The organism is Hominimerdicola aceti, from assembly GCF_025567495.1.
GTDB lineage: Bacteria > Bacillota > Clostridia > Oscillospirales > Ruminococcaceae > Hominimerdicola > Hominimerdicola aceti.
This window is the reverse complement of record NZ_JAOQJZ010000003.1, coordinates 88,957-113,438: the sequence shown is the minus strand read 5'-3', so window position 1 is coordinate 113,438 and position 24,482 is coordinate 88,957. Positions and strand designations below refer to the sequence as shown.

Here is a 24,482-nt window from a genome sequence, read left to right as displayed (position 1 = left end):
GTAAGAAAGATGTAAAATACGCAGAAAAGCATCGCAAAAAACTGAATAAAAATGTCAAAATCTCTTGACATTTACTTTAAAGTATGGCATAATGTTAATATAATTTTAAGAAATAGAATAAAATTAAACTGAGAAATCAAAGAACAAAGAACAAGGAGATAAAAAATTATGAGTTGTACCCTTTGCATACTTGCCGCAGGTCTTGGAAGTCGCTTCAAAGGCGGCATAAAACAGCTTGAACCTTTCGGACCAAACGGCGAGATAATAATGGATTATTCTATCTATGACGCCGTTGAGGCAGGCTTTGACAAGGTCGTATTCATTATAAGAAAGGATATCCGTGATGCCTTTGATAAAATGATAGGCGACCGTATCTCAAAGTACGTCAAGATAGATTACGTTTATCAGGAGCTTGACTGTCTTCCGGAGGGCTATTCCATACCTGAGGGACGTGTTAAGCCGTGGGGTCACGGTCACGCAGTCTGCTGTTGCAAGGGCGTTATAAATGAGCCTTTCGCAGTAATAAACGCTGATGATTTTTACGGCAAGGAAGCTTTTGTGAAGCTCCACGATTTTCTCTGCAATGAAAACTCAGATTGCAAAAAGCTTCATCTCGGCATGGCAGGCTTCATACTGAAAAACACTCTAAGCGACTTCGGTGCAGTGAACAGAGGCGTCTGTGAAGTGAAAGACTCTATGCTCACAGACGTTGTTGAAACCTACAATATCCGCCGTGAGAATGACGGCAAGGTCTATTCAGGCAAGGAAGAAACAGCCGAGCTTGACGAGAACTGCTATGTGTCAATGAATATGTGGGCTTGCCCTGACGGCTTTATAGATAAGCTCAATGGTATGTTCACAGACTTTATGAAAGAAAATAAAGACAGCCTGACAGCGGAGTTTCTCCTCCCTGCGGGTATCGATACAATGATAAAAACAGGTATTGCAGACTGCAAGCTTCTGGAAACTCACGATAAGTGGTTCGGCGTTACATATAAAGAGGATAAGCCAACCGTTAAAGCCGATATCGCAAAGCTTATAGAGGCTGGCATTTATCCTGAAAAGCTTTGGAAATAAAACTCAAACAAACAAATAATACAGAATAAATTGTCAACAATAAGTCGGGCAGAACAAATTCTCCCGACTTTTTTGCGTCTGTTTGTAAAAAGTGAAGAAAATCCTTAATTCGACTAAAAAGCACTTGAAAAAGGCTGTAAAATGTGTTATGATAATCTTTGAAACGGATCTGCATTTTTGCAGGTCAGGAGAGATAATATAAGAGGTAGTATAATGGAGAGCCAACACGGTAGCAATTTGAAAAATATAAGAAAAAAAAGAGCCACAGCACAGCAAAGCATAGTGTCATTGAGTTGCCTTGTGTGCATAGCATTTGCGGCAATATGGGGCTTCCATGCAGGAAGCGGCAACAGCAGGGCTGTGGAAGCAAAGAAGATGTCAGCTTCAAGCTCTGTGGCAGAGAACGAAAGCTCCGAGAGCAATGCAGACAACTCTTCTCAGGCAGAAAGCATGGTCGATGAGAGCGGCATAGATGAAAGCCTTACTGACAGCTCAGTTACCCATGATGACGCCGACGACCTTTCCGACGCAGTTTTCATAGGCGACTCACGAACAGTTGGTCTGCAAAACAACTGCGATAAACCAAAAGCAACGTTCCTTTGCTCTGTGGGAATGCACATCGACACCGTTATGACAGACCAGAACATCACCCTCTCAAACGGCAATGCAGGCACTGTTATCGACGCTCTTGGAGAAAGACAATATGGCAGAGTGTATATAAACCTCGGCACTAACGAGCTTGGCTGGCCTTATATCGACACCTTCAAGGATTATTATACACAGCTTATCACAAAAATTCAGGAGATACAGCCTGACGCTGTTATCTATGCTGAATCTATCCTTCCTGTAACAGCTTCAAGAAGCTTGCAGGGCGACGCCATAAATAACACAAATGTAGCCACATTCAATCAGGCTATCTCAGAGGTGGCACAGCAGACAGGTATAAATTATCTTGACTGCACCTCCGCTGTAGCAGGCGCAGACGGCACTCTTCCAGAGGAAGCCTCCTCAGACGGAATACACCTTATGAGCGAATACTGCGACAAGTGGCTCAACTATATAATCGACAACACATAAGAAAGGAAAGAAGAATTATGAAAACAAAGAAGATACTCTGCACTCTTATGGCAGTTATGTGCATTGGCACAGCAGCACTTACAGGCTGCGGTTCAGACTCTGACAGCAGCACAGCAAACTCCGCAAATTCAGTGGCAGCCGCTCAGACAAACGAAAGCGTTGACGTAACAGCCGTTGCGGACAAGCTCAAGGACGGCATAGAGTTCAAGGACGAGCTCGCAGAGCTTGACGAAGCAAAGATAGAAAAGATAATCGGCATATCAGCAGACAGCTATACAAAGGCTAAGGTCTATGTAAGCTCATCAGGAGGAACAGCCGAGGAGATAGACTGCTTTGAAGCCAAGGACGCAGACAGTGCAAAGGCTATCGCAGATACACTTACAGCAAGAGTCGAAAGCCAGAAAAAGGTTTTTGAAAACTATGTCCCTGAGGAAATGACAAAGCTAGGCGACCCTGTTCTTGTAACCAACGGCAATTATGTTTACCTCTGTCTTTCAAACGATAACGATAAAGCAAAAGAGATAATAGGCTAGGAGTAATAAATATATGCTTTTTTCAAGTACAACATTTCTGTTCGCATTCCTGCCTATTGTACTGATAACGTATTATATCGTCCCACGCATAACACGCAATCTGGTGCTGTTTATCTTCAGCCTTGTGTTTTACGCATGGGGCGAACCTGTTTATATCGTCCTCATGATAGCTTCCACTATCGTTGCGTATATAACAGGACTATTGGCAGACAAACAGCGTAAAAACGCAAAAAAATACACTCCGCTCATCGCAATGATAGGAGCGGTGGTGTGGAACATCGGGCTTCTTCTGTTTTTTAAATATACCGACTTTTTCATCGGTGCGGCAAACAGCATTTTCGGCACGCAGATAAAGACCTTGGGTCTTGCCCTCCCTATCGGTATCTCATTCTACAGCTTCCAGACCCTTTCCTACGTTATCGACGTTTATAAGGGCGAAGTAAGAAGTCAGAAGAACTTCCTTGACCTTGCCACCTATGTTGCACTTTTCCCACAGCTTATCGCAGGTCCTATCGTAAGATACATCGACGTTGCGGAACAACTCAAAAAGCGTAACGAGAGCATAGAGCATTTTGCACAGGGCGTGTGGAGATTTTCCATAGGTCTTGGCAAAAAAGTCATTCTCGCAAATACTATCGGCGAGCTTTTCGACACTATCTCAAACTCAGCACAATCCGAACTGAGCGTTGCCGCAAGCTGGCTGGGCATAATAGCCTATACATTCCAAATATACTTTGACTTCTCAGGCTATTCCGATATGGCGATAGGTCTTGGCAAAATGTTCGGCTTCGACTTTCTCGAGAACTTCAACTACCCTTACATCTCCACCTCTATCACAGACTTCTGGAGACGCTGGCATATGTCACTTTCAAGCTGGTTCAGAGATTATGTCTATATCCCACTTGGCGGCAACCGCAAGGGCAAAGCAAGACAGTGCCTTAACATCATGATAGTATGGTTTCTCACAGGCTTCTGGCACGGTGCAAACTGGAACTTTATGCTATGGGGTGTGTACTTCGGTGTAATACTCCTATGTGAAAAGCTTTTCCTTGGCAAAGCCCTGAAAAAGATACCTGCATTTTTCCAGCACCTCTATGCACTTCTTTTTATAGTCATAGGCTGGGGAATATTCTCCTATGAAGATTTCGGCAAGCTCACACAGAACTTCAAAAATATGTTCGGCGCAGGGGGACTACCTCTCATAAATCACCAAACAGTGTTCTGGCTCGCACAGTATGCAGTAACAATAGTGATACTTGTGATAGCTTCAACACAGCTTCCAAAAAAGCTCTGCCTTAAGCTTCAGATCAAGTGTCCTGAGATATGCGGCTGTATACTCCAACCGCTGTTCGCATTAACACTTTTGGCAGTTTCCACCGCCTACCTTGCAGGTAATTCATTCAATCCGTTCCTGTATTTCAGATTTTAAAGGAGGACGGCAGATATGAAAAAACAACTTAAAAACTATATTATGATAGTGTGCTTTCTGCTGTTCATATTCGGCTTTGCAGTGGCAAGCTTCATCTCAGAGGACCGTGAGTTCTCCGAAAATGAGAACCGCTATCTCCAGCAAGCCCCTGAATTTTCATGGAAAAAGCTTGAAAAAGGCGAGTTCACATCGGATATCGAAAGCTATATGTCCGATCAGATATTCATGAAAGACCAGCTTGTGAGTCTTAAAACAGTCACCGACCGCACGCTTCTGAAAAACTATCAGAACGGTGTATATTTCGGCAAGGACGGCTATTATCTCCAAGACTATCAGGAAAACAGACCTCTTATCGAGAAAAATATAAGCTGTCTTAACGATTTTGCTGACAGCCTTGATAAATCCGTCGACGTAAGCTTTCTTCTTGTGCCGAATGCAGTTTCCGTTATGTCAGACAAGCTCCCTGCGGTCACACAGACCGACGATCAGCTTGAAAGCGAAAAGTATATAAGCTCTATCCTCAGCGACAGGATAAACCTCTGCTTCCCATATGACCAGCTCAAAGATGCTGCAAAGTCCACTCAGGTTTTCTATAAGACCGACCACCACTGGACAGCCGAGGGCGCAAAAGTGGGATTTGACACACTTATGACAGCCATGAATGAAGATATCCCACAGGTATCCTACAATATAGAAACTGTAAAGGACTTTCATGGCACTCTTTATTCAAAAGCCCCAACAGACTTCTCCGCTGCTGACGAAATGCACTTCTACACAAACCCTGACAACAGCGTAAAGGTAAATTATGTTCAAGAAAACAAACAAACAGACACCCTTTTTGACGATTCATTCAAGACCAAAAAGGATAAATACTCCACATTCATGGGCGGAAACTTTGCCCTCACGGAAATAGAGACAAACGGCGAAAACGACGAACACGTCCTTATTATAAAAGACAGCTATGCAAACACCGTCATGCCGTTCTTTGCCGACAAGTATAAGCACATCACAATGATAGATATGCGTTATTACCACATCATGGATAAAACCGTCAGTGAATATGTAAAAGACAACGGTATAACAAAGGTCATTTTCCTTTATAATATGGACTTTGTGAACACCGATAACAACTTCATCTGGCTTGAATAACTCAGCAACAATTAGGGGCGGCCATTGGTCGCCCGCTATTTTTATCACACCCATATATAACGTCAACGTCAAACCCACAGAAAGAAGGACATAAAATGACACTTACCCCATACAAAAGAAAAGCCTTTTATTATGAAACAGACCGCATGGATATAATCCACCATTCAAATTACGTCCGTTGGCTTGAGGAAGCCCGTGTTGACCTTATGGAACAGCTTGGCTGTCCTTTCCACGAAATAGAAGAACGTGGCATAGTTTCTCCTGTCCTCTCTGTTGAAACGCACTATAAATATCCCGTCCGTTTCGGAGATGAGTTTGAAGTGCGCTGTAAGCTGTCAAAGTTCAACGGCTGTGCCTACGAACTTGACTACGAAGTCTTTGACCTTACCACTCAGAAAACAGCCTGCCTTGCCCACACCTCCCACTGCTTCACCACCTCCGACCTTAAGCCTGTAAGACTAAAAAAACATTATCCCGATATCTACGAGAAATTCCTGTCCGCATATCAGGCAAGTGAAGAATAAGCAAAAAAAATGTACAGCTCCCGAGTTTCTTCTCAGGAGCTGTACTTTTGTGTAAAAAAATGACAGACGTGACCTGTCACGAAGAAAGCAATCCATCAACGCCCTCACGCCACTTTTCAAAGCTGCACAAACCAAGCTTTGCCCAGCGACATTCCGAGCATAGTATATCAAATGCCTTTTTATCCATTTTGCTTCTCAGCCTTGTCAGCGCACTACGATAATTCTCCACTGAGTGACATTCTATCTCAGAAAGTCTGCAAACCTCGCTGTCTTTCTGTGCCACCGTTCCGCCACAGCCGTCAAGCAAACAACCGTCCTCCGTCCTGTTTGGGCAGTGCTGACATATCATATCTCCGCTGCACACAAACCGCACCGCAGTGTCCTCGCTCTCCAATCTGTCTTTCACAGACTGCATATTCACCGAAAAACCGTCACTGTAGCCTTTTCCCTGAAAAAGCGGTAGGCACAGCAGATGATGAAATCTAAGCTCAGGCTCTCTTGTAAGCATAGCAACCTGTCTTTGCAAGTCTGCTTACAAGCTCGATGCTGATAAGGTAAGCAGCAACAACAGAGATAACATCCTTTACAAGATAAGGAACAGAAACAAGAAGTATAGACTTGCCAATAGAGATATTAGCAACGATAGCGTACTGGATAGCACCGAGCAGGTGGTCGCAAGCAAGACCTGCGATACCAAGCACGATAGCGATGACCTTACCGCTTACCTTGTCAGAGCAGAACTTTGCGCCAAGACCGCAAAGAAGAGCCATAACGATAAATCCGTAAATGAATCCACCTGTATACCCTACGATAACGGAGAAACCGCCTGACCAGCCTGCAAACACGGGCACACCGATAGCGCCCAGCAGACCATAGACCAGAGCAGACACAGCACCGCCCTTCCAGCCGAGAAAATATCCTGCGAGAGCCACAGCAAAAGTCTGGAGCGTAACAGGAACGTGAGTAGGAAGCGGAATAGTTATCTGCGAAAGCACAGCGATTATAGCCGTCATAACTCCGATACCGACTATTTGTTTTGTTTTGTTTTTAGCATTGTTATTCATTGTAAACCTATCCTTTACTTTTTATTTGACAATTAATATTGTATCACATACCGAGTCTATTGTCAACCAAAAATATTTATTTTGGTATACAATTATAAGGAGTCGGTAAACGATAGTTTTATACAAATTTAATAACAAACAGCGAAAACACGGCATTGCCCTTCCGAACGAGCTGTCGCATTTCGGTGAAACAGAAATTGAGCCAAGCCCCTACAGTTTATTCGGGCAACTTCATACCACCGCAAAATCGCTACGCTCTTTGCGGATTTACATTTTGCTAAGGGATAGGGAAAACGGTGCAGATTTTGTGCTCCGATACTACATCTATATAAAGCACAACTTCTGCGTGCTTTTTCTCATTAAATCTGCACCTAGTCGGCTGTCGCCGATTGAGGCTTTGCCTCAAACTCCACATGGGACTCTGTCCCTTGACCCTGCAAGCCCTCTAACGCCGGGCTTGAGCCTGCGTTTTATCTCTCGCTACGCTCGGTGCTGTCTTTTACTTCGTACTTGAGCACTACTCTGTTCAGCTTTGCCAATTCCTCATTCCTCACTCCTCATTCCTCACTTCCTCATTCCTCACTTCCTCATTCCTCACTTCCTCACTCCCCATTGTGCATTTCGCCCTTAAATCCTACTAAATTGATAGAATTAATATCAGTTTTCACAAAAATGCGAAAAATCATCTTAAACCTATTGACATTCCTCTATGGGTGTGGTATAGTATAGATACGCTAAAACATACTAAACGACTAGGATTAATATGAATTTGAAATGAGGCGTTGAAAATGAGTGTAAAAATACTGAAACTGAAAACAGCGTACGATTCACGAATGTGTATGTGCTGTATGTGTTGCTGTTAAAATCAGCATAAAGTTCAGTAACAAAAATTTTTATCGGATTTAAAAAACATCAATTTAATGAAAGAGGTAATTTAAAATGAGCGCAATAAACGAAAGAAATCTTAAATTTGAAACACTCCAGCTCCACGTTGGTCAGGAAACAGCAGACTCTGTAACAGACGCAAGAGCCGTTCCTATTTATCAGACATCATCATACGTTTTCCATAACTCACAGCATGCCGCTGACAGATTTGCTCTTAAGGATGCAGGCAACATCTATGGCAGACTTACAAACCCAACTGAGGACGTTTTTGAAAGACGTATCGCAGCTCTCGAGGGCGGCACAGCAGCTCTTGCAGTTGCATCAGGCGCAGCAGCAGTAACATACGCTATTGAGAACGTAGCCCTTGCAGGCGATCATATCGTAGCTGCAAAGAACATCTATGGCGGCACATATAACCTGCTTGCACACACTCTTGTTGATTACGGCATAACAACAACGTTTGTCGATCCGCTTGACCCAGCTAACTTTGAAAAGGCTATCAAGGAGAACACAAAGGCTCTCTATATCGAAACTCTTGGCAACCCTAACTCAGACGTAGTTGATATCGAAGCTATCGCAAATATTGCACACGCACACAATATCCCACTTCTCGTTGACAGCACATTCGCTACTCCATATCTCGTAAGACCTATCGAGTACGGCGCAGATATCGTTATCCATTCTGCAACAAAGTTTATCGGCGGTCACGGCACAACAATCGGCGGTGTTATCGTTGAAAGCGGTAAGTTTGACTGGAAGAAGTCAGGCAAGTTCCCACAGCTCACAGAACCAAACCCAAGCTATCACGGCGTAAGCTTTGCAGACGCAGCCCCTGGCGCAGCATTTGTAACTCGTATCCGTGCTATCCTTCTCCGTGATACAGGTGCAACACTTTCACCTATCCACGCATTCATCTTCCTGCAGGGTCTTGAAACACTGTCTCTGAGAGTTGAACGTCATGTTGAGAACGCACTTAAGGTAGTTGACTTCCTTAACAAGCACCCAAAGGTAGAAAAGGTAAATCACCCTTCAGTATCAGACGATCCAAGCCAGCAGGCACTTTACAAGAAGTATTTCCCTAACGGCGGTGGTTCTATCTTCACATTCGAGATAAAGGGCGACGCAAAGACAGCTCAGAACTTCATCGACCACCTGAAACTCTTCTCACTCCTTGCAAACGTAGCAGACGTTAAGTCACTGGTTATCCACCCAGCATCAACAACACACGCAGAGCTTAACGAAGCAGAGCTTGCAGATCAGGGTATCAAGCCAAACACTATCAGACTTTCTATCGGCACAGAGCATATCGACGATATCATCTACGATCTCAGCGAAGCATTCGACGCTATCTAATAAAAACCTTTTGCCATTACGGTTTTTACCTAAAAATACAAACCTCAATATAGAAACGGCTGACAGGCGAAAAGCTTGTCAGCCGTTTTTGTACCCACAAAAAAAGCAGGGCAACAACAAGCCACCCTGCTCCATAATGCAAAAAGTCAGAAAAAATCCTTCGCCACAAGGCGATACCTTAATTCCTCACTACTTCTCCAGCTCAGAGATCTTATCCACTCTCCTCTGATGTCTGCCACCCTCAAACTCCGTTTCAAGGAAAACGTCCACCAGCTCGATAGCCAAGCCTGCCCCCAGCACTCTCGCACCAATGCAAAGCACGTTCGCGTCATTATGCGCTCTTGTATACTTAGCAGAGAAATAGTCCGAACAGCAAGCCGCTCTTATTCCCTTTATCTTGTTTGCGCTCATTGACATTCCAATACCAGTTCCGCATATGAGTATTCCCATTTCGTATTCGCCCGAAGCCACTTTCTCGCAAACTTCCTTTGCCTTGTCAGGATAGTCCACTTTCTCTCCTGCCTGAATACCAAAATCAGTGTATTCCACACCCTTTTCGTCCAAATGTGCCAATATCTCCGCCTTAAGCTCAGGACCTGCATGGTCACAGCCAATAGCAATTTTCATATTAATTTCCTCCTATTTATCCCTATGTGCCTTATCCTTTTCCGCCTTTGTAGCCTGCAAATATGATACCTCCAGCCTGTCAGCCGAAACCATTATCTCAGGCTGAGCCTCCACTGCAAGACACAGTGACGAAGCCCTCTGCAGCCTGTTCACATAGCTTGCAAGCTGAACATTTTCGTTGTCAGCGAAATATTTCGCCTTTATCTCTGCCGCACAGTCACCCACAAGCATTGTCTTTTCAGTAAACTCTCCCGAAAAAACTTCCTCCTCAGGGCAAACTCTGTCAGCGGATATCCTCGTGACAACGCCATTTTTGCACTGAAACTCGCCTGCGTAAACTATCTTAGGCCTTGCCCTCATAACAGAAATTATCCTGCCCTCAAAATCTATGCAGTTGTAAGCCAGCGAAAGCAGAGTGGAAACTCCTGCGCTTTTTAAGCTCTCACAGCCAAAGCACATTCCCTTTACAGCCGCCACGCCTATCCTAAGTCCCGTGTAAGACCCCGGACCCTTTGCAATAGCCGCACAATCAAGGTCAGTATAAGTAAGCCCTGTTTCCTCTAGTGCCTGCTTCACCATAGGCAATATCACCTGGGAGTGAGTGAGCTTTGTGTAAACAGACTTCTCCCAAAGAAGCTTCTCTCCGTCCGTCACTGCCACTGAAGCGACCTTTCCGCTTGTGTCAATAGCTAATATCTTCAAATCTATCATCTCCCTCAGGTGCAGTTATGCTTATCTCCCTGCTGTCCTCGTCAATGCGCTGAATATCTATCCTCAAAGCGTCCTCAGGAAGCTCCTCAGCAATATTCTCCGACCATTCCACCGCAAGCACAGTGTCTTCGTCCATGTAGTCAAAAAAGCCTGTAGTTTCCAGATCGTCCGCCGAATTTATGCGGTACATATCAAAGTGTATAAGGCTGAGACTGTCCCCACGGTATTCGTTCACCAGTGCGAATGTCGGAGAAGTAACCTCGTCGCCAAGTCCCATTCCAATGGAGATCCCCCTGGTAATAGTAGTCTTTCCTGCACCAAGACCGCCGCTGTAAGCGATAAGATCGCCGCCTTTCAGCCGTCTGCCTATCTCCTCACCCAAAGCGATAGTTTCCGCCGCAGATGATGTTTTGTATACCTTTGTCAACCTATCACCTCATTTGACCGTCATCTTCCGTGTAGCCCACAATAAAAAGGCTGTTTTTATTCATAAGCTGATAAATGCTCTCCACCTCTGTCTTGTCCGCCGCTGAATTGTAGCAGTTGTAAACATACAGCCTGCCCTCCTCTTTAACAGCGAAAACCGTGTGGATACCGCTGAAAATATTCAACCCGATATGGTAAGAAACTATCACAGGCTTGCCCTCTTCAACAGCCGCCTGAGCCTCATCAACCTTATAAAATCTTTTGTATCCCACTCCCATTGCCTTAAAAAGACCGCTTATTTTTCTAGGATTAGACCCCAGCGAACCATCTGCCGCAATAAGAGCATTCTTTTCAAAATCATAAGCAAGCTTTGCCATGTCAGGCTCAAAGCCCTCGTATGTGAGATAATTATAAGCCGCAATGACCTCACAGCCTACCCCTGCGAACCTGTTTTCGCCAAGCATCAAATCGCACACAGGGGGATTTTCCTGCCCATATTTCACAAAGCCCTCTATCTTTATGCCCTTGTTGTGAGCATAATTTTCCGCAGCCCTGCCGCTGTCAGTTTCCTTATAAGTGTCCTCAAAAAGCCGCCACTTCATATCGTCCTCCGAGCTGTCGCCCTGAATATCGCTCTCATCACCGACCTGCGAGCTTTCGTCAACGTCCATGCTGTCACTATCCACCACAGAGCTTTCCGCAGTAGTGGTAAAAGCCGAATCATTAAGCCTTTCACTGTCCGCCTTATTTCCGCATGAACTGAGAATTATCCCGAGAAACAGAATGACCGCAAGAATTTTCATCACAGCTCACCCTTGTCCTTGAAGTAGTTTAGCATAAGATCCACCATTCTGCCATAGGACTGCTTGCCGTCCTCAACGCCGTTGAGCTTCAGAGATTTTTCCATTGCCTTGTCAGATATCTCCCCCACTGCCTCGCTGTCGAAAACAGTGTCCTTAGCCTCGTCAACGCTCCGCCAGTAGTCCCAGTTTGCTTCCATATCAGCCCACACCTCGTCGCAGATAGAGCTGTCAAATTCTATCTTCTTATCGTCAGAAGCGTAGTCAAAAATCTTGTTTCTAACCTCGCCAAGCGCCGCCAGATAGCCCGAATAGCGGTAATCAGCATTGTCCGATCTGTCGCACGCCATAAAGGCGATAAAGTTCGCCTCGTCCTCCTGAATGTAGCCTTTCGTATGAGCAAGCTCATGGCAGATAGTGTCAGGAAGCTTCGCCTTATACATATCCTGATTGTAGTTAGCCTCCATAGAGAACGGGAAATAGATGCCCATAAGGTTCATTTGGCTCATAAAGAACGAGCATTTTATAGCTTTCGGAGTGACATAGAACCCACCAAGGTTTTTAAATTCGCTTCCAAGCCCACGCATGGCCTCCTGCGCCGTCTTGTCAAGGTCAGCGGTCAACACGAATTTTCCCTCGCTGTCACGCTCCACCTCTTTGCTAAGCGCATTTATCTCCGTAACAAGCTTGTTGCCAAGAGCTTCAAGCTCCGTCCTGGTGTGCTGTTCAGTTAGTATGCCGTTAAGTTCCGCAAAGCTTGAACAATGATAAATAACAAAGCAGTTAAAGGTCTGCACCGTCACCACAAAAGTGACTATCCACATATAAACAAGCCCGAAAATTTTCGCAGTTTTCTTTCTCTTGCCTTTTCTGACTATCACAAGCACCAGCATAGCCACCAACGAAAGCGGAATACCGAAAACCGCCACCGCAATAAGCAGTTCGCCAAAAGAGAACGGCAACAGCGAAGTGAGCCTGCCATATGTATTTTCCCATATTGGAAAAACGTGAGCCGTATACCAGTCGCAGAACGCCGTACTTTTCCAGGCGACCACGTTCAGCACCACGCTGACTGCCACAAGGCAAACGCAGGCAATGACCTGCCAAGATAGATGTTTTTTCTTGCCGTTCTCAGGCATTTTCACACTTTCCGCACTTTTTTTCACCGCTGTATCTGTCACTGCCGCTCACCTCGGTTCATGTTTTTTTCACTCTGCTATCTCAACACACCTGTTTACCCGACTTATTATCTGCTTACCTACAAATTATCTTATCGCACAAATCGTGTAGGGGCGAACAGCGTTCGCTCGTCTTGGTCGCCTACATGGTTTGTATAAATTCAAACCTCGTCGCTCCCAAAAACGGGACGTCGAGGGCGCCGTCCCCTACATTTGCCACGCCGCAAAATCGCTCCGCTCGGTATTTACTCTATCAAAGTGACTCGTTCGGTCGGCTATGCCAATTCCTCACTCCTCACTTAAACGGCTTAGAACAATCCGTAGATATTGCCCTCATTATCGCAATCGATATTATAAGCCGCAGGCTTCTTAGGCAGACCAGGCATTGTCATAATATCGCCCGTATAAGCTACCACAAATCCTGCACCGGCTGAAAGCCTTACATCTCTTACTGTTATCTCATAATTCTCAGGCTTGCCAAGCTTTGTCGGGTCGTCAGACAGTGAATACTGCGTCTTAGCCACGCAAACAGGGATATCCCCGAATCCCAGCTCAGTGATCTCCTTTATAGCCTTTTCAGCCTGCTTTGTATAGATCACGCCGTTTGCACGGTATATCTCCTTTGCAAGTATACCAAGCTTTTCCTTGATAGGGAGCTTCTCGTCATAAAGTGGCTTGAACTCAGACGGCTTTGTTTCGATAGTCTTGCAAACCTTTTCCGCAAGGTCGATACCGCCCTCAGAGCCTTTTGCAAAAATCTCAGCCAGTGAGAACTCAACACCCATTTCACCGCAAACTCTCTCGATAACAGCCAGCTCAGCCTCAGTATCAGTATGGAATCTATTTATAGCCACCACTACAGGCACACCGAACTTGTGCATATTCTCGATATGAGTTTTCAGGTTTACGATACCCTTTTCGAGAGCCTCAACATTTTCGTTAGTAAGCTCAGTTTTCGGAACACCGCCATTGTATTTCAATGCCCTTACAGTAGCCACCAGAACTACGCAACTTGGTTTAAGACCAGCGTATCTGCACTTGATATCAAAGAATTTCTCAGCGCCAAGGTCAGAGCCGAAGCCAGCCTCAGTGATAGTGTAGTCAGCAAGCTTCAAAGCAAGCTTTGTTGCTCTTACTGAGTTACAGCCGTGAGCGATATTAGCGAATGGACCGCCATGGATAAGAGCAGGATTGTTCTCAAGCGTCTGAACAAGGTTAGGCTTCAAAGCGTCTTTCAGCAAAGCAGTCATAGCACCGCAACCGCCTATATCCTTAGCATAAACAGGCTTTCCGTCAGTTGTGTAAGCAACGAGTATCTTCTCAATTCTAGCCTTAAGGTCAGCCAGATCGGAAGCGAGGCAAAGAATAGCCATTATCTCAGAAGCGACAGTTATCTGGAAAGAATCCTCTCTAGGAATACCATTCACCTTTGAGCCAAGACCGATAACAATATCTCTCAGCGCTCTGTCATTCATGTCAAGGCAGCGCTTGAAAAGTATCCTTCTCTGGTCAATGTGAAGCTCATTTCCCTGCTGCATATGGTTGTCGATAAGGGCGCAGAGCAGGTTGTTAGCCGCAGTTATAGCGTGCATATCTCCTGTGAAGTGCAAATTGATGTCTTCCATAGGAACGACCTGAGCGTATCCACCGCCAGCTGCACCGCCCTTGATACCAAAAACAGGACCAAGTGAAGGCTCTCTCAGAGCGAGCATAGCTTTCTTGCCTATTTTGTTCATAGACTCAGCCAATCCAACGGAAATAGTGGTCTTGCCCTCTCCTGCAGGCGTAGGGTTTATAGCGGTAACAAGAATAAGCTTACCATCTGGATCATTTTTAGTTTTAGCATAAAGCGACTCAGAAAGCTTAGCCTTGTAGTGACCATAAGGCTCATATTCATCTTCTGAGATGCCGAGCTTAGCAGCGACCTCCCCAATTTTGAGCATTTTCGCCTGCTTTGCGATTTCGATATCTGACAGCATTTAGATCAAGTCCTTTCGGAAAAATTTTTAGTATATCGGTAAAGACCCATATAAAATATCATACGCTATATATTATATCACATATCCGTGATGATTTCAATATTTCATATGTAAACAAACTATATAAACCAACACATTTCCGAACATCGCCCCACAAAAAGAGCCGCCCCGCATTCCGCAGGACGGCTCAAAATAACTATAAGAATTATTTCTGAATATCGTTATCGTTAAATGGATCTCCACATTCAGGGCAGAACTTAGGAGGATTTTTCGGATCTTCAGGCTCCCAGCCGCACTTGTCACACTTGTAAAGCGGCTCTGATGCAGGCTTTGGCTTTCCGCACTCAGCGCAGAACTTGCCCTTGTTCACTGCTCCGCATGAGCAAGTCCAGCCTACTGGCTGCTCAGGCTTTGGTGAACCGCAGTTTGCACAGAACTTTCCCGTGTTCTCTGTGCCGCATGAACACTTCCAGCTGTCTGCTGCCGGCTTTGGCTCAGGCTTAGGCTGTCCGCAGTTAGCACAGAATTTTCCTGTGTTTGTTGTTCCGCAAGCACAAGTCCAGCCGTTCTCAGGTGCAGCCTGTGTTGGTGCAGCCGCTGGTGCTGCCTGCTGTGGAGCTGCCTGTGCAGCCTGCTGATTCATCATGTTCTGCTGCATCTGCTGCTGATACATTGTTGCGTCCATTGGCTGACCCATCATGCCGCCTGCCATGCCCATGCCCATAAAGCCTGCCATAACACCGTTTGAGTTGCTTGCCGCTGCCTCTCTTGCCTTGTTGATAGACATTCTGTCCATAGCATAGAGCATTGAAGGATCACTTCCAACAGTTTTTGCCTCCTGGAATTTTGCGATTCTCTGCTTTGACTCTTCGTCCACGTTCAGCTCAATAGCAAGGCTTGTTATCTTAACACCCTTTGTAGCCCACTTTTCTTCAAGCTCTGCATTCATTGCTTCAGCAAGCTCATCAGGATAAAGACCAAGCTGATCGTATGGTATTTTCTGAGCGGATATCCTTGTAAGAGCCTTCTGGAACTTAGGTGTCATATCAGCCTTAAGCTGGCCGAGAACTGCCACGCCGTCAGGGCTGTCAACAGTAAGTACCTTATTTACGTTCTGAACAACGTTCTCATAGAAGTTCATAGGGTTTACGATCTGAAGCTCATACTGACCATGACCCTGTGCGTTAAGAGTGAGGTTCATTTCGCCGTCTCTGAAAGGTATCTTGCCGAAGCCTATCTTGTTTCCAGGCAGAGGTCTGAGGTTTATGTAGATAAGACGCATGGTGTTCATAGCCTGACCACCTGCTGTAAATCTTCTGCCTATCTCCTTGATAGAAGCGCCAAGGTCACCCCAGCCGCCGCCAAGAAGTGACGGAGATACAGTTGAATCATACTTATACTGACCTGCTGTTTCCTGTGTACCGATAACAAAATCGTGTACTCTGCCGTTCTCGATAAGCAAAGCCGCCTGATTTACCGCAACATCAAAGCGTGAACCGTTTGAGATAACGCCCTCTGTGCCGTTGTTCACAGTCTTTCCTCTCTCAACAAGAGTAGCCGGCTGGCAGAGTATCTTAGTTGACATATCCTCACATCTGAAGTACTCTACTACCTGATCGGCAAATGTTGAGCCGACTGCTGATGTAAACATCTTAATAAGTCCCATAGTTAAATTCCTTTCATTGTCTGTATTATTTCACCCCAAGGGGTTTTAAACTTGTCTATCTCAGCATGGATATCCTGCTGACTTTCCATGTGCGCTCTACAGAGCTGTGTATCTCAGAACCGCAGTAAGGACAAACCGAGCCTGCGGTGTCCACAGGTGCTCCGCAGAACTGACATATAAGGCTGGCGTTTTCGCCCTCTATCCCCATTGAAAGATAGTATGAATAATCCGCCTCATAAATGTGCTGTGCCTTTATCCCGTTGAGCTTGTATTCAAGAGATACCTGAAACTTTGCCGTTGCAGCGTCATGATCTCTATGATAAGACGCCACCTGCGACTTGTGGATATGTATATCGTCATAATGCTTTGGTGTAACCGTTGACAAGTTGTCTTTTGCCATCGTGGCTGCTCTCTGCTTGAACGCTTCGGTACAGTATTCAAGCTGATTCTCGCTTGCTTCTCCGTTTATAACAAGAAAATATTTCATCACAGTGTTTTCCACTATGCTCCTTGCTATATTTTCATCATAGTCAGGAAAATCTCTCTTTATGTTGTTCACCACATTAGGATCAACATAAGTAAACTGCATGGCGTTGTTCTGTCTTTCCTCAGTTGCGTCATTTATGGTCCTTAGCAGGTCGTTGGCACGGCTCAGTTGTCTGCCAATGGCGTTCGATACCGCTTTTTTCACAGAATATATCACCGCTATACCACCGCCTATGGCGACCGCTATAACTATTATTTTTATTATAAGTGCCGTTGATATTTCAGGCATTTAGCTGATACCCCCTACTAGAATATTCCCATTATCTGAAGTATAGCTCCGATAATATATCCGCCCACGCCCCCAAGAAGCGAGTAAGCCACAAGCTTTCCCTTGCTTATAGGCAGGTTTCCGATAAATTTACCTGTCTGACCATTCATTGCAAAGAAATAAGGCTTATCCTGATAGGTTGTATACAAAAGCCATGTTGGAAGCATAGCGTATTTAACGTCCTTTATCTCGGTGTGCTTTTCATATGACTGAACGTTTACGCTGTTGTAGTTACAAGTATTTCTAAGTTCGTCACGAGTTGTGTTCTCGATACGTTCTTTAGCCCTAGGCAGGCACTTATCCTTATCCTCGTCATATCTCTCTGCAAGATATCCCGAAAGATAACCTGGGTTGAACGCTGTCATTTCCGAGTAATCAAAAGGCTCGATAGAGTCCATAGCGTCATCGTCAGTCTTTGAAGAAGCGTCCACAGGAACAGCTTTGAAATCGAGGGTTCCGTTTCTGTAAACTGAATAATACTTTTTCTCAGTGTATCTGTAGTTTCCTGAAGTCCATGTTCTTGTGTTTATACCCTCCGCAGTAATAGAGCCTTCGCAGTTTCCTGAATAGAGCCAAAACGGGATATAAACGCCCTGCATCTTGTCCACTACCCTATCGCAGTTGAAATCTTTCGGTGTAAGAGGCTTCTTGCTGAATTTTTGGAAAGCGTCCATTACCTGAGTTTTCGGCACTTTAAAAGGTATAACATAGTCAGGGGAGAAATTGTCTATTATCTGCTCTCCCATTATTACCGCATTTCCGCAGTAAACGCAAACTGTTGCTGCAGTTGAGCGGTCGGTGATTATCTCCGCTCCGCAGTGTGAGCAGGTATATTTTACAAGGTCATTTCCTACAGTTCCGTCATTTGACATACTGTATTCGTCCTTATCGACCTCTTCATGCTTTTCAACATTATCCTTGTTCAGCTCTTCAGCCTTTTTAGCGTCACCGCCTGCTTCTTCAAGGTCCTTCAAAGTAAACTGTCCGTCGCAGTATTCACATGCCCAGCAGTTTTTGTCAGCGCTCCAGAAAAGCTCTGCTCCGCAGTTAGGGCATTTATAAGAAATATTAACAGCCATTTTCCGTACCCCCTATCAATCGTCTTTTATCTTAGTCTTATCAGTGGTGGTACGCAGATAGGTGTCGTTACGCCCATTGAGTTTAAGATTACTCTTTATGTATTTATCTGCCTTGGTAGCTTTCTGTTTTGTGCGGCTCATTGAAACAAGCACAAAGCCTGTTATAAGTCCTCCCGGTATAGCAAAGCACATATTTGTTCCCACGCTCACACTGCTGTCGGCATATGCCATGACAGGGGTGAAAAACAAATTGCAGGAAATAAGTGCAAAGCCTAATGTGCGGTATAGCTTTTTCAACATTTTTTCTCCTCCCAACTCCATATTTTACATAAAACTAAAATATGTTCACATATGTTTATGATAACAGAAAACGCTTTTCGTGTCAAGAAATATGTCATACAACGTTCAAAAAAAATTCTTTTTTGTCCATTTAAACATATTTTTATACCTTTCATTGGTGTTTTTAACGATTGACAGCCGTTCTGTCAGGAATCAGCGTTATTCAGCGGTTTTCTGCTCGTCAAGGTCAAGAGATATCAGAGGGTTTGCGTCATTGGCCACCTTAGGCAGAACACCATCCCACTTATCGATGGTCTGGTACTTTATAAGCTCGTTTGAAAGAGATTCAGAGATAGTCTTGTTGGCTTCTGCCTGAGCTTCAGCCTTGGTCTTTATGAAAGTTGCCTCAGCGTCTGCGGCAATAACCTTTTTCTTAGCCTCCGCCTCAGCTACAACTATAGCCTGCTCCTGCTCGGTCTTTGTTTTCAAAAGATTCTGCTCTGCTACCTGCTTTGCCTCTATGGCTTCATTAAATTCAGATGAGAAATCAAAATTCACAATATTGAATTTCTCTATCTCGATACCGTATTCATCCACCTTTGAAACGAGCTGTGCCTTTATTTCCTCGCCCACCTGCGCTCTGTCAGTGATAAGCTGTTCAGCCGTATATTTTGCACATACCGACTTCATACATTCCTGCACTGTTGGCATAAGGATAACGTTCTCGTAATCTGAGCCGATATTCTTGAAAATGCTTGCAGAAGAAGCCGACTTTATTCGGAAGTTCACCGCTATGGTAGAGTTCACAGTCTGCAAGTCCTTTGAAACTGCGTCAGCGTCAGCCTGATAAACTTGTATCTTGTTTGACACTGTTGTTACACGCTGTGCAAAAGGCACTTTCAGATGCAATCCTTCGTTGAGTGCAGTGTCTGACACCTTGCCGAAGGTCGTCACAACGCCCGTACAGCCTGCCGGAACTATGGATACAGAGGATACGACCACTATTATAGCCGCAACTGCCGCCGCACAAATGCCAACGATCTTTCCTGTTTTTCTTGTTGAAATGTCAATGACCTTTTCTTTGCTCATGATTTTTTCCTTTCATATAAAACAAAGTCTTTCGACTTGCCGTCTAACCAAAGGCTTTCTGTTCTTTGGTTTAATATGATTATATCATAAGCCTTACAAATTAGCAAAGTCCGACAAAGTTCGGGGAAGTCAGCGGAAGTCAGCAGTGAACAGATTTTTTGATTTAGCTCGCTGCATCTCTTGCAATCTCACCTATTCTCGTTCGTTCAAATCCGCTCGTTATTTATGGGCGAAAAAATTCGGCACAGGTCTATAGCCATATTTCAATATATGTAAAAGCTAATATGTTTATATCATTGTCTGCAAAAAGGCATAAAAAAATCGGACTCATTTTACTGCGTCCGAATTTTTTATCAATGTATTGATGAAAGAGCGGGCGACCCAAGGCCGCCCCTACAGATAGGTTTGTTAGCTCTTTTTCTTTGCACTGGATTTTACCGCTGTGAAACTCCACACAAGTCCAGCCGCGATCCAGAAGTATGGTGATGAGGTAACAGAACTTATGTTGAAAAATGCCTGTATCAGATAGCAAAGAACTGCCGCTGATACTGCACAGCCCGTCCAGCCGTTTTTGTCTTTCATAAAGCCTGCTACGAGCTTGCACATTTTTACTATAGTCATAATAAGGAATACTATTGTAAGTGCGAAAATGATGAGTCCTCTTGACTGCAAAAGGTCGATATACTCATTATAAGAGCGGTCTATTATAGCACCCGACTCGAATATCGTTCCCCAGTTGTCTGGACCGGTTCCCCAGATAAGGTTTTGCTCGGCAGTATACATTCCGTCGTCCCACAGATAAGGATATATCCACTGTTCGGTATCATCGCCTCTGCCTGTGCCTGTGATAGAAAGTCTGTCGAAACTGTCATGGAAGATTATTTTCTCGTCCATAAGTCTGAACTCGTTTGAGGCGAAAAGTCCAGCAAAGATCCCTCCTGCGACTATAAAAGCCACAAGGCAGGCTATAAAAGGCTTCTTATCCTTTGCAAAGCCCGACTTTACAGCGGCAATAATAAGAGATATAACATAAACCGCACCAAGTCCCAAGATAGCAGGGACAACGCAGGCGAGGATATCAGCCGCTGTCATAAGTGCAAGGGAGATAGCATAGAATATCTTTCTTGCCTTTTTATCATCATAGAGCATACCATTAAGCGCAAAGGCAGATATCACTGTAAGCACTGCCGCCAATGCAAAAGGCGTACACAAAAAGCCTGTTGCGATATATTCTTTTGTATAGGTCATACCGCCTGATGAGAAGCCCGAGAATATCTCTTTGAAATAGTTTGGAATTATTTTTGCGGTGGCAGGTATAGCCTGCAAAATTCCCACGATAGCTTCAAATGCGCCTATTCCTACGATAAAGTCTGAAAGCTTTATCCTGCGGTCGTCAGCCGTAACTGTCATTCCTGCGGCAAAAAGTCCCCAATAGCCAAGTATGGTGAGCATACCCTCGGAGCGGTCGAGATAGCCGTAGAAAGATGTGAAGATATCCGCTGAAAGCAAGCAAGATACCACCGACAGAAGCACCACCGCAAGTGGTACGATAAGGCTCTTGTTGTCTTTAAGCTCCACCTGCTTTTTCATGTTGGCAATAAGGAAAATGATAAATCCCACAAAGCCGACCGCAAGCACAGCGGCAGATATAAAGAATATAAATTTTTCGTTTAGATAAAGAGTACGGTTGACGCTTTCGTCCATACCGTATTTGATATTCTGTGTGAAATAATACGGTATTGTGATAACGCACAGAACAAGCACAGCAATAATGCTGTAAACTCCGCACAGCTTTTGTGCAGACTCGGCAGACATATTCAGAATAAAATCCGACTTTTCCGAACTGCCGAAAAGGTGCTTTTTACCTTGATTGGTAGTGACCTCTTTTTTCTCTTTTGCTTTTGACATAAAAAATCCCCCAAAAAGCATAGATATTTTATTATTTTATGATTGAAAATTAAAAATCATCGCCGCAGGCGATACCTTAATTCCTCATTCCTCACTCCTCATTCCTCATTAAAAACAGAGCGGGAAATAAAAAAGCAGGCAAACCCTAAAGTCTGCCCGCTGTTTACACAATTTACTTTGCGTATTCGATAGCTCTGCTCTCACGGATAAGATTGACCTTGATCTGTCCCGGATAATCCATTTCAGTTTCGATCCTCTTAGCGATCTCACGAGCAACGAGCACCATTTTTTCATCGTTGATCTTCTCAGGCTGTACCATGATACGAACCTCACGGCCTGCCTGTATAGCAAAGGATTTCTCAACGCCCTCGTAGGACGTGCAGATCTCCTCAAGCTTCTGGAGCCTCTTGATATAGTTCTCATAGTTCTCGCTTCTTGCTCCCGGTCTAGCGGCGCTTATTGCGTCTGCCGCCTGAACAAGTGCCGCAACAACAGTTCTTGTTTCAACGTCGCCATGGTGAGCCTCGATAGCATGAATAACTTCAGGGCTTTCCTTGTACTTCTTACATACGTCAACACCTATCTGAACGTGCGAGCCTTCTATCTCATAGCTGAGAGCCTTTCCTATATCGTGGAGCAGTCCTGCTCTTCTTGCCAGATTTGCGTCAACGCCAAGCTCTGACGCCATCATTCCTGCAAGGTGAGCGACTTCAATAGAGTGGTTGAGCACGTTCTGTCTATAGCTCGTTCTATAGCGCAGACGTCCAAGAAGCTTAACAAGCTCGTGGTTCACGCCGTGAACATTGGTTTCAAGAATAGCTCTCTCGCCCTCCTGCTTGATCTTCAGCTCGACTTCACGCTTAGCCTTTTCTACCATTTCCTCAATGCGTGTAGGGTGTATACGTCCGTCCTGGATAAGCTTTTCAAGTGCGATCCTTGCGACCTCTCTTCTCACCTGATCAAAGCACGAGATGGTGATAGCCTCAGGAGTATCGTCAATGATAAGATCAACGCCTGTGAGAGTTTCGATAGTTCTGATATTTCTTCCCTCACGTCCGATTATCCTGCCCTTCATCTCATCATTAGGCAATGCAACGACTGACACTGCTGATTCAGACACCTGATCGGCAGCACACCGTGAGATAGCAAGCGAGATATACTGTCTGGCCTTAGCCTCACAGTCATCCTTCACCTGATTTTCAAAGTTTGTGACCCTCACAGCCTTTTCATGCACCAGATCCTCGTCCAGCTTTGAAAGCAGATAATCCTTAGCCTGATCAACAGTGAACTGAGATATCTTTTCAAGCATATCGAGCTGTGACTTCTTGATCCTGTCAGCCTCAGCCACCTTTTCGTCAGCATTTTTCAGCTTGTTCTGGAGAGTTTCTTCCTTTTTCTCCAAATTATCGAGCTTTCTGTCGATAGACTCCTCTTTCTGCTGAACACGTCTTTCCTGTCTGGAAACTTCGATCCTTCTCTCTTTAAGCTCTTTTTCCGTTTCCTGGCGTGACTTGTGGATCTCGTCTTTCGCCTCGATTAATGCCTCTTTTTTCAGAGTTTCAGCGTTTTTCTTTGCGTCGTCAACGATACGCTCCGCTTCTTTTTCCGCAGAGCCTACAGCAGCTTCGGCTGTTTTTTTGCGATAGCTTATACCCTGTTTGAAGCAGATAAATCCGCTCACACCGGCACCAAGAACAAGAGCAACTACACATAGTAGAATAGCAATACCTGGTTCCATGTATAGCTTTCCTCCTTCTTAGAAAGTATGGATATCCATATTTGTGCGTAAAAACGCATGAAAAAAGATATCCACCTGATATTAAATTGTAAAGATACAAAATTGCAAAATTTATTTTATAAAAAACATCAGAATAATACAAAAAACTATACTTCATCTTTCAGTTATATAAAAATTATAATGCATAATATTATTGTATAATAAAACTTCTCTGTTGTCAAGAATTTTTTTAGTTAAATCCACAAAATTATATATTTTCTAACAAACCCCTTGACAAGTGGGTGAAGAGGTGTTAAAATGTTAGTCGAAGCAAAAGATAAAGTCTTTTGCAGTTATACTTGAAAGCTTTGACGGGGAAGCCCCTCGGCGAAAGGTCTTTTCAGAGAGCGCCGCACGTTTTTATACGAGCTGTGAGCGGTGCAGGACTATGCAGAGTGAGGATACCGCCCCTGAGTGCGTTTAATACACGCCGCAGGCTCAGCGTTAAAGGAGCGGCTAATGAGTTGTGCAGGAAACTGCGCATGAAGTTGGGTGGAACCACGATATCATCGTCCCATAGGATATTTGTATCCTGTGGGACTTTTTTGTTATGTAAGAGGGTGATGATACTATGAAAGACAGGAACGCCATGAAAACAAGGCGTATCCTTGCGATCATTTGCTATACCATTGGGTTTTGCGCTTATGGTGCAGCGGGATATGTTTGCTGGTTATCATGGAACGGGACTATATCCGACAAGCAAGGGTTTCTCACCTTTCTGCCCATATGGATAGTATCATACTGGTTCAATACATTTTTCTCTCAGCTTGTTTGCAGGGTGAAAAAAGACGGCTCCAGGCAATGGGCTATCAAAAAAAGGGCAAGGCACATTTTGAGCGACATTTCAACGGTGCTGAGCGTAGTGCTTCTTTGCTTCTGGATATATGTGTATGTTTCGCAGTATACTGAACTGCTGAACTTCAAATAATATGCCTGTAGGGGTGACCTGAGGTCGCCCACAAAAAACTTGTGATATGTGACGCATTACAAAAAGAAACAACGTGTTTATGCACGTTATAATAAAGAATTACAATATTATATAAATCGGAGGAATCAAA

General features: G+C 44.6%; 23 protein-coding genes. 8 read left to right on the top strand and 15 right to left on the bottom strand.

The annotated features are described in order from the left end of the window. Window positions 1–168: 168 nt before the first annotated feature. From OCV57_RS04125 to OCV57_RS04100, 6 genes are all read left to right on the top strand, one after another. The gene (locus OCV57_RS04125) at window positions 169–1,077 is read left to right on the top strand and encodes a nucleotidyltransferase family protein (RefSeq protein ID WP_267300537.1); all 909 of its coding nucleotides are present in this window, start codon (window positions 169–171) and stop codon (window positions 1,075–1,077) included. Between the two features lie 213 nt (window positions 1,078–1,290). Then, entirely contained in the window at window positions 1,291–2,154 is an 864-nt protein-coding gene (locus OCV57_RS04120) for a GDSL-type esterase/lipase family protein (protein WP_267300536.1), read from the top strand. A gap of 17 nt (window positions 2,155–2,171) precedes the next feature. Then, window positions 2,172–2,687: a DUF4358 domain-containing protein gene (locus tag OCV57_RS04115; protein ID WP_267300535.1), complete on the top strand. Its 516-nt coding sequence runs from the start codon at window positions 2,172–2,174 to the stop codon at window positions 2,685–2,687. 13 nt (window positions 2,688–2,700) lie between these two features. Then, the gene (locus OCV57_RS04110) at window positions 2,701–4,116 is read left to right on the top strand and encodes an MBOAT family O-acyltransferase (RefSeq protein WP_195249263.1); all 1,416 of its coding nucleotides are present in this window, start codon (window positions 2,701–2,703) and stop codon (window positions 4,114–4,116) included. A gap of 15 nt (window positions 4,117–4,131) precedes the next feature. Further along, complete coding sequence (locus OCV57_RS04105; protein WP_267300534.1) at window positions 4,132–5,265, top strand: DHHW family protein; 1,134 nt, start codon at window positions 4,132–4,134, stop codon at window positions 5,263–5,265. A gap of 95 nt (window positions 5,266–5,360) precedes the next feature. Next, window positions 5,361–5,789 (top strand): acyl-CoA thioesterase, encoded by a 429-nt coding sequence (locus OCV57_RS04100; protein ID WP_117876297.1) that lies wholly within the window; start codon window positions 5,361–5,363, stop codon window positions 5,787–5,789. A gap of 76 nt (window positions 5,790–5,865) precedes the next feature. Here the strand turns inward: OCV57_RS04100 and OCV57_RS04095 are convergent, their stop codons facing one another. Both OCV57_RS04095 and OCV57_RS04090 read right to left on the bottom strand, forming a co-directional pair. Next, entirely contained in the window at window positions 5,866–6,297 is a 432-nt protein-coding gene (locus OCV57_RS04095; protein ID WP_051706313.1) for a DUF1284 domain-containing protein, read from the bottom strand. Beyond that, on the bottom strand, window positions 6,278–6,853 hold the full coding sequence (locus OCV57_RS04090) for a biotin transporter BioY (RefSeq protein ID WP_267300532.1): 576 nt from the start codon (window positions 6,851–6,853) through the stop codon (window positions 6,278–6,280). Before OCV57_RS04090 ends, OCV57_RS04095 begins: the two co-directional genes overlap by 20 nt. Window positions 6,854–7,792: 939 nt before the next feature. Between OCV57_RS04090 and OCV57_RS04085 the strand changes: the two genes are divergently transcribed. Next, window positions 7,793–9,091, top strand: a complete 1,299-nt coding sequence (locus OCV57_RS04085) for an O-acetylhomoserine aminocarboxypropyltransferase/cysteine synthase family protein (RefSeq protein WP_022287991.1) — start codon at window positions 7,793–7,795, stop codon at window positions 9,089–9,091. Between the two features lie 189 nt (window positions 9,092–9,280). Here OCV57_RS04085 and rpiB read toward each other — a convergent pair whose 3' ends face one another. From rpiB to rny, 13 genes are all read right to left on the bottom strand, one after another. After that, window positions 9,281–9,718, bottom strand: a complete 438-nt coding sequence (rpiB, locus tag OCV57_RS04080; RefSeq protein WP_022287992.1) for a ribose 5-phosphate isomerase B — start codon at window positions 9,716–9,718, stop codon at window positions 9,281–9,283. A 12-nt stretch (window positions 9,719–9,730) separates the two neighbouring features. Further along, on the bottom strand, window positions 9,731–10,420 hold the full coding sequence (gene tsaB / locus OCV57_RS04075) for a tRNA (adenosine(37)-N6)-threonylcarbamoyltransferase complex dimerization subunit type 1 TsaB (RefSeq protein WP_195551817.1): 690 nt from the start codon (window positions 10,418–10,420) through the stop codon (window positions 9,731–9,733). Beyond that, entirely contained in the window at window positions 10,401–10,856 is a 456-nt protein-coding gene (tsaE, locus tag OCV57_RS04070) for a tRNA (adenosine(37)-N6)-threonylcarbamoyltransferase complex ATPase subunit type 1 TsaE (protein WP_117927658.1), read from the bottom strand. Before tsaE ends, tsaB begins: the two co-directional genes overlap by 20 nt. A gap of 4 nt (window positions 10,857–10,860) precedes the next feature. Then, complete coding sequence (locus OCV57_RS04065) at window positions 10,861–11,658, bottom strand: cysteine peptidase family C39 domain-containing protein (protein ID WP_256320899.1); 798 nt, start codon at window positions 11,656–11,658, stop codon at window positions 10,861–10,863. Continuing rightward, entirely contained in the window at window positions 11,658–12,836 is a 1,179-nt protein-coding gene (locus OCV57_RS04060; protein ID WP_267300528.1) for a DUF3810 domain-containing protein, read from the bottom strand. The genes OCV57_RS04065 and OCV57_RS04060 overlap by 1 nt, the downstream gene beginning before the upstream one ends. Before the next feature lie 305 nt (window positions 12,837–13,141). After that, window positions 13,142–14,812, bottom strand: coding sequence for a formate--tetrahydrofolate ligase (locus OCV57_RS04055; RefSeq protein ID WP_267300526.1), 1,671 nt, complete (start codon window positions 14,810–14,812; stop codon window positions 13,142–13,144). Between the two features lie 205 nt (window positions 14,813–15,017). Then, window positions 15,018–16,478, bottom strand: a complete 1,461-nt coding sequence (locus tag OCV57_RS04050; RefSeq protein WP_267300525.1) for an SPFH domain-containing protein — start codon at window positions 16,476–16,478, stop codon at window positions 15,018–15,020. A gap of 55 nt (window positions 16,479–16,533) precedes the next feature. Then, complete coding sequence (locus OCV57_RS04045) at window positions 16,534–17,253, bottom strand: TFIIB-type zinc ribbon-containing protein (protein WP_022287999.1); 720 nt, start codon at window positions 17,251–17,253, stop codon at window positions 16,534–16,536. Between the two features lie 17 nt (window positions 17,254–17,270). Next, on the bottom strand, window positions 17,271–18,371 hold the full coding sequence (locus OCV57_RS04040) for a TFIIB-type zinc ribbon-containing protein (protein WP_267300524.1): 1,101 nt from the start codon (window positions 18,369–18,371) through the stop codon (window positions 17,271–17,273). Between the two features lie 15 nt (window positions 18,372–18,386). Further along, window positions 18,387–18,671 carry a hypothetical protein gene (locus OCV57_RS04035; RefSeq protein WP_038670690.1) on the bottom strand — a complete coding sequence of 95 codons (285 nt, stop codon included), beginning with the start codon at window positions 18,669–18,671 and terminating at the stop codon, window positions 18,387–18,389. 198 nt (window positions 18,672–18,869) lie between these two features. Next, entirely contained in the window at window positions 18,870–19,739 is an 870-nt protein-coding gene (locus tag OCV57_RS04030; protein WP_267300523.1) for a prohibitin family protein, read from the bottom strand. A 408-nt stretch (window positions 19,740–20,147) separates the two neighbouring features. Then, on the bottom strand, window positions 20,148–21,647 hold the full coding sequence (locus tag OCV57_RS04025; RefSeq protein WP_267300521.1) for an O-antigen ligase family protein: 1,500 nt from the start codon (window positions 21,645–21,647) through the stop codon (window positions 20,148–20,150). A gap of 172 nt (window positions 21,648–21,819) precedes the next feature. Beyond that, window positions 21,820–23,385 carry a ribonuclease Y gene (rny, locus tag OCV57_RS04020; RefSeq protein WP_038670686.1) on the bottom strand — a complete coding sequence of 522 codons (1,566 nt, stop codon included), beginning with the start codon at window positions 23,383–23,385 and terminating at the stop codon, window positions 21,820–21,822. 610 nt (window positions 23,386–23,995) lie between these two features. On the opposite strand from rny, the gene OCV57_RS04015 reads away from it, so the two are divergent. Beyond that, entirely contained in the window at window positions 23,996–24,352 is a 357-nt protein-coding gene (locus OCV57_RS04015; RefSeq protein ID WP_267300518.1) for a hypothetical protein, read from the top strand. Window positions 24,353–24,482: the final 130 nt, after the last annotated feature.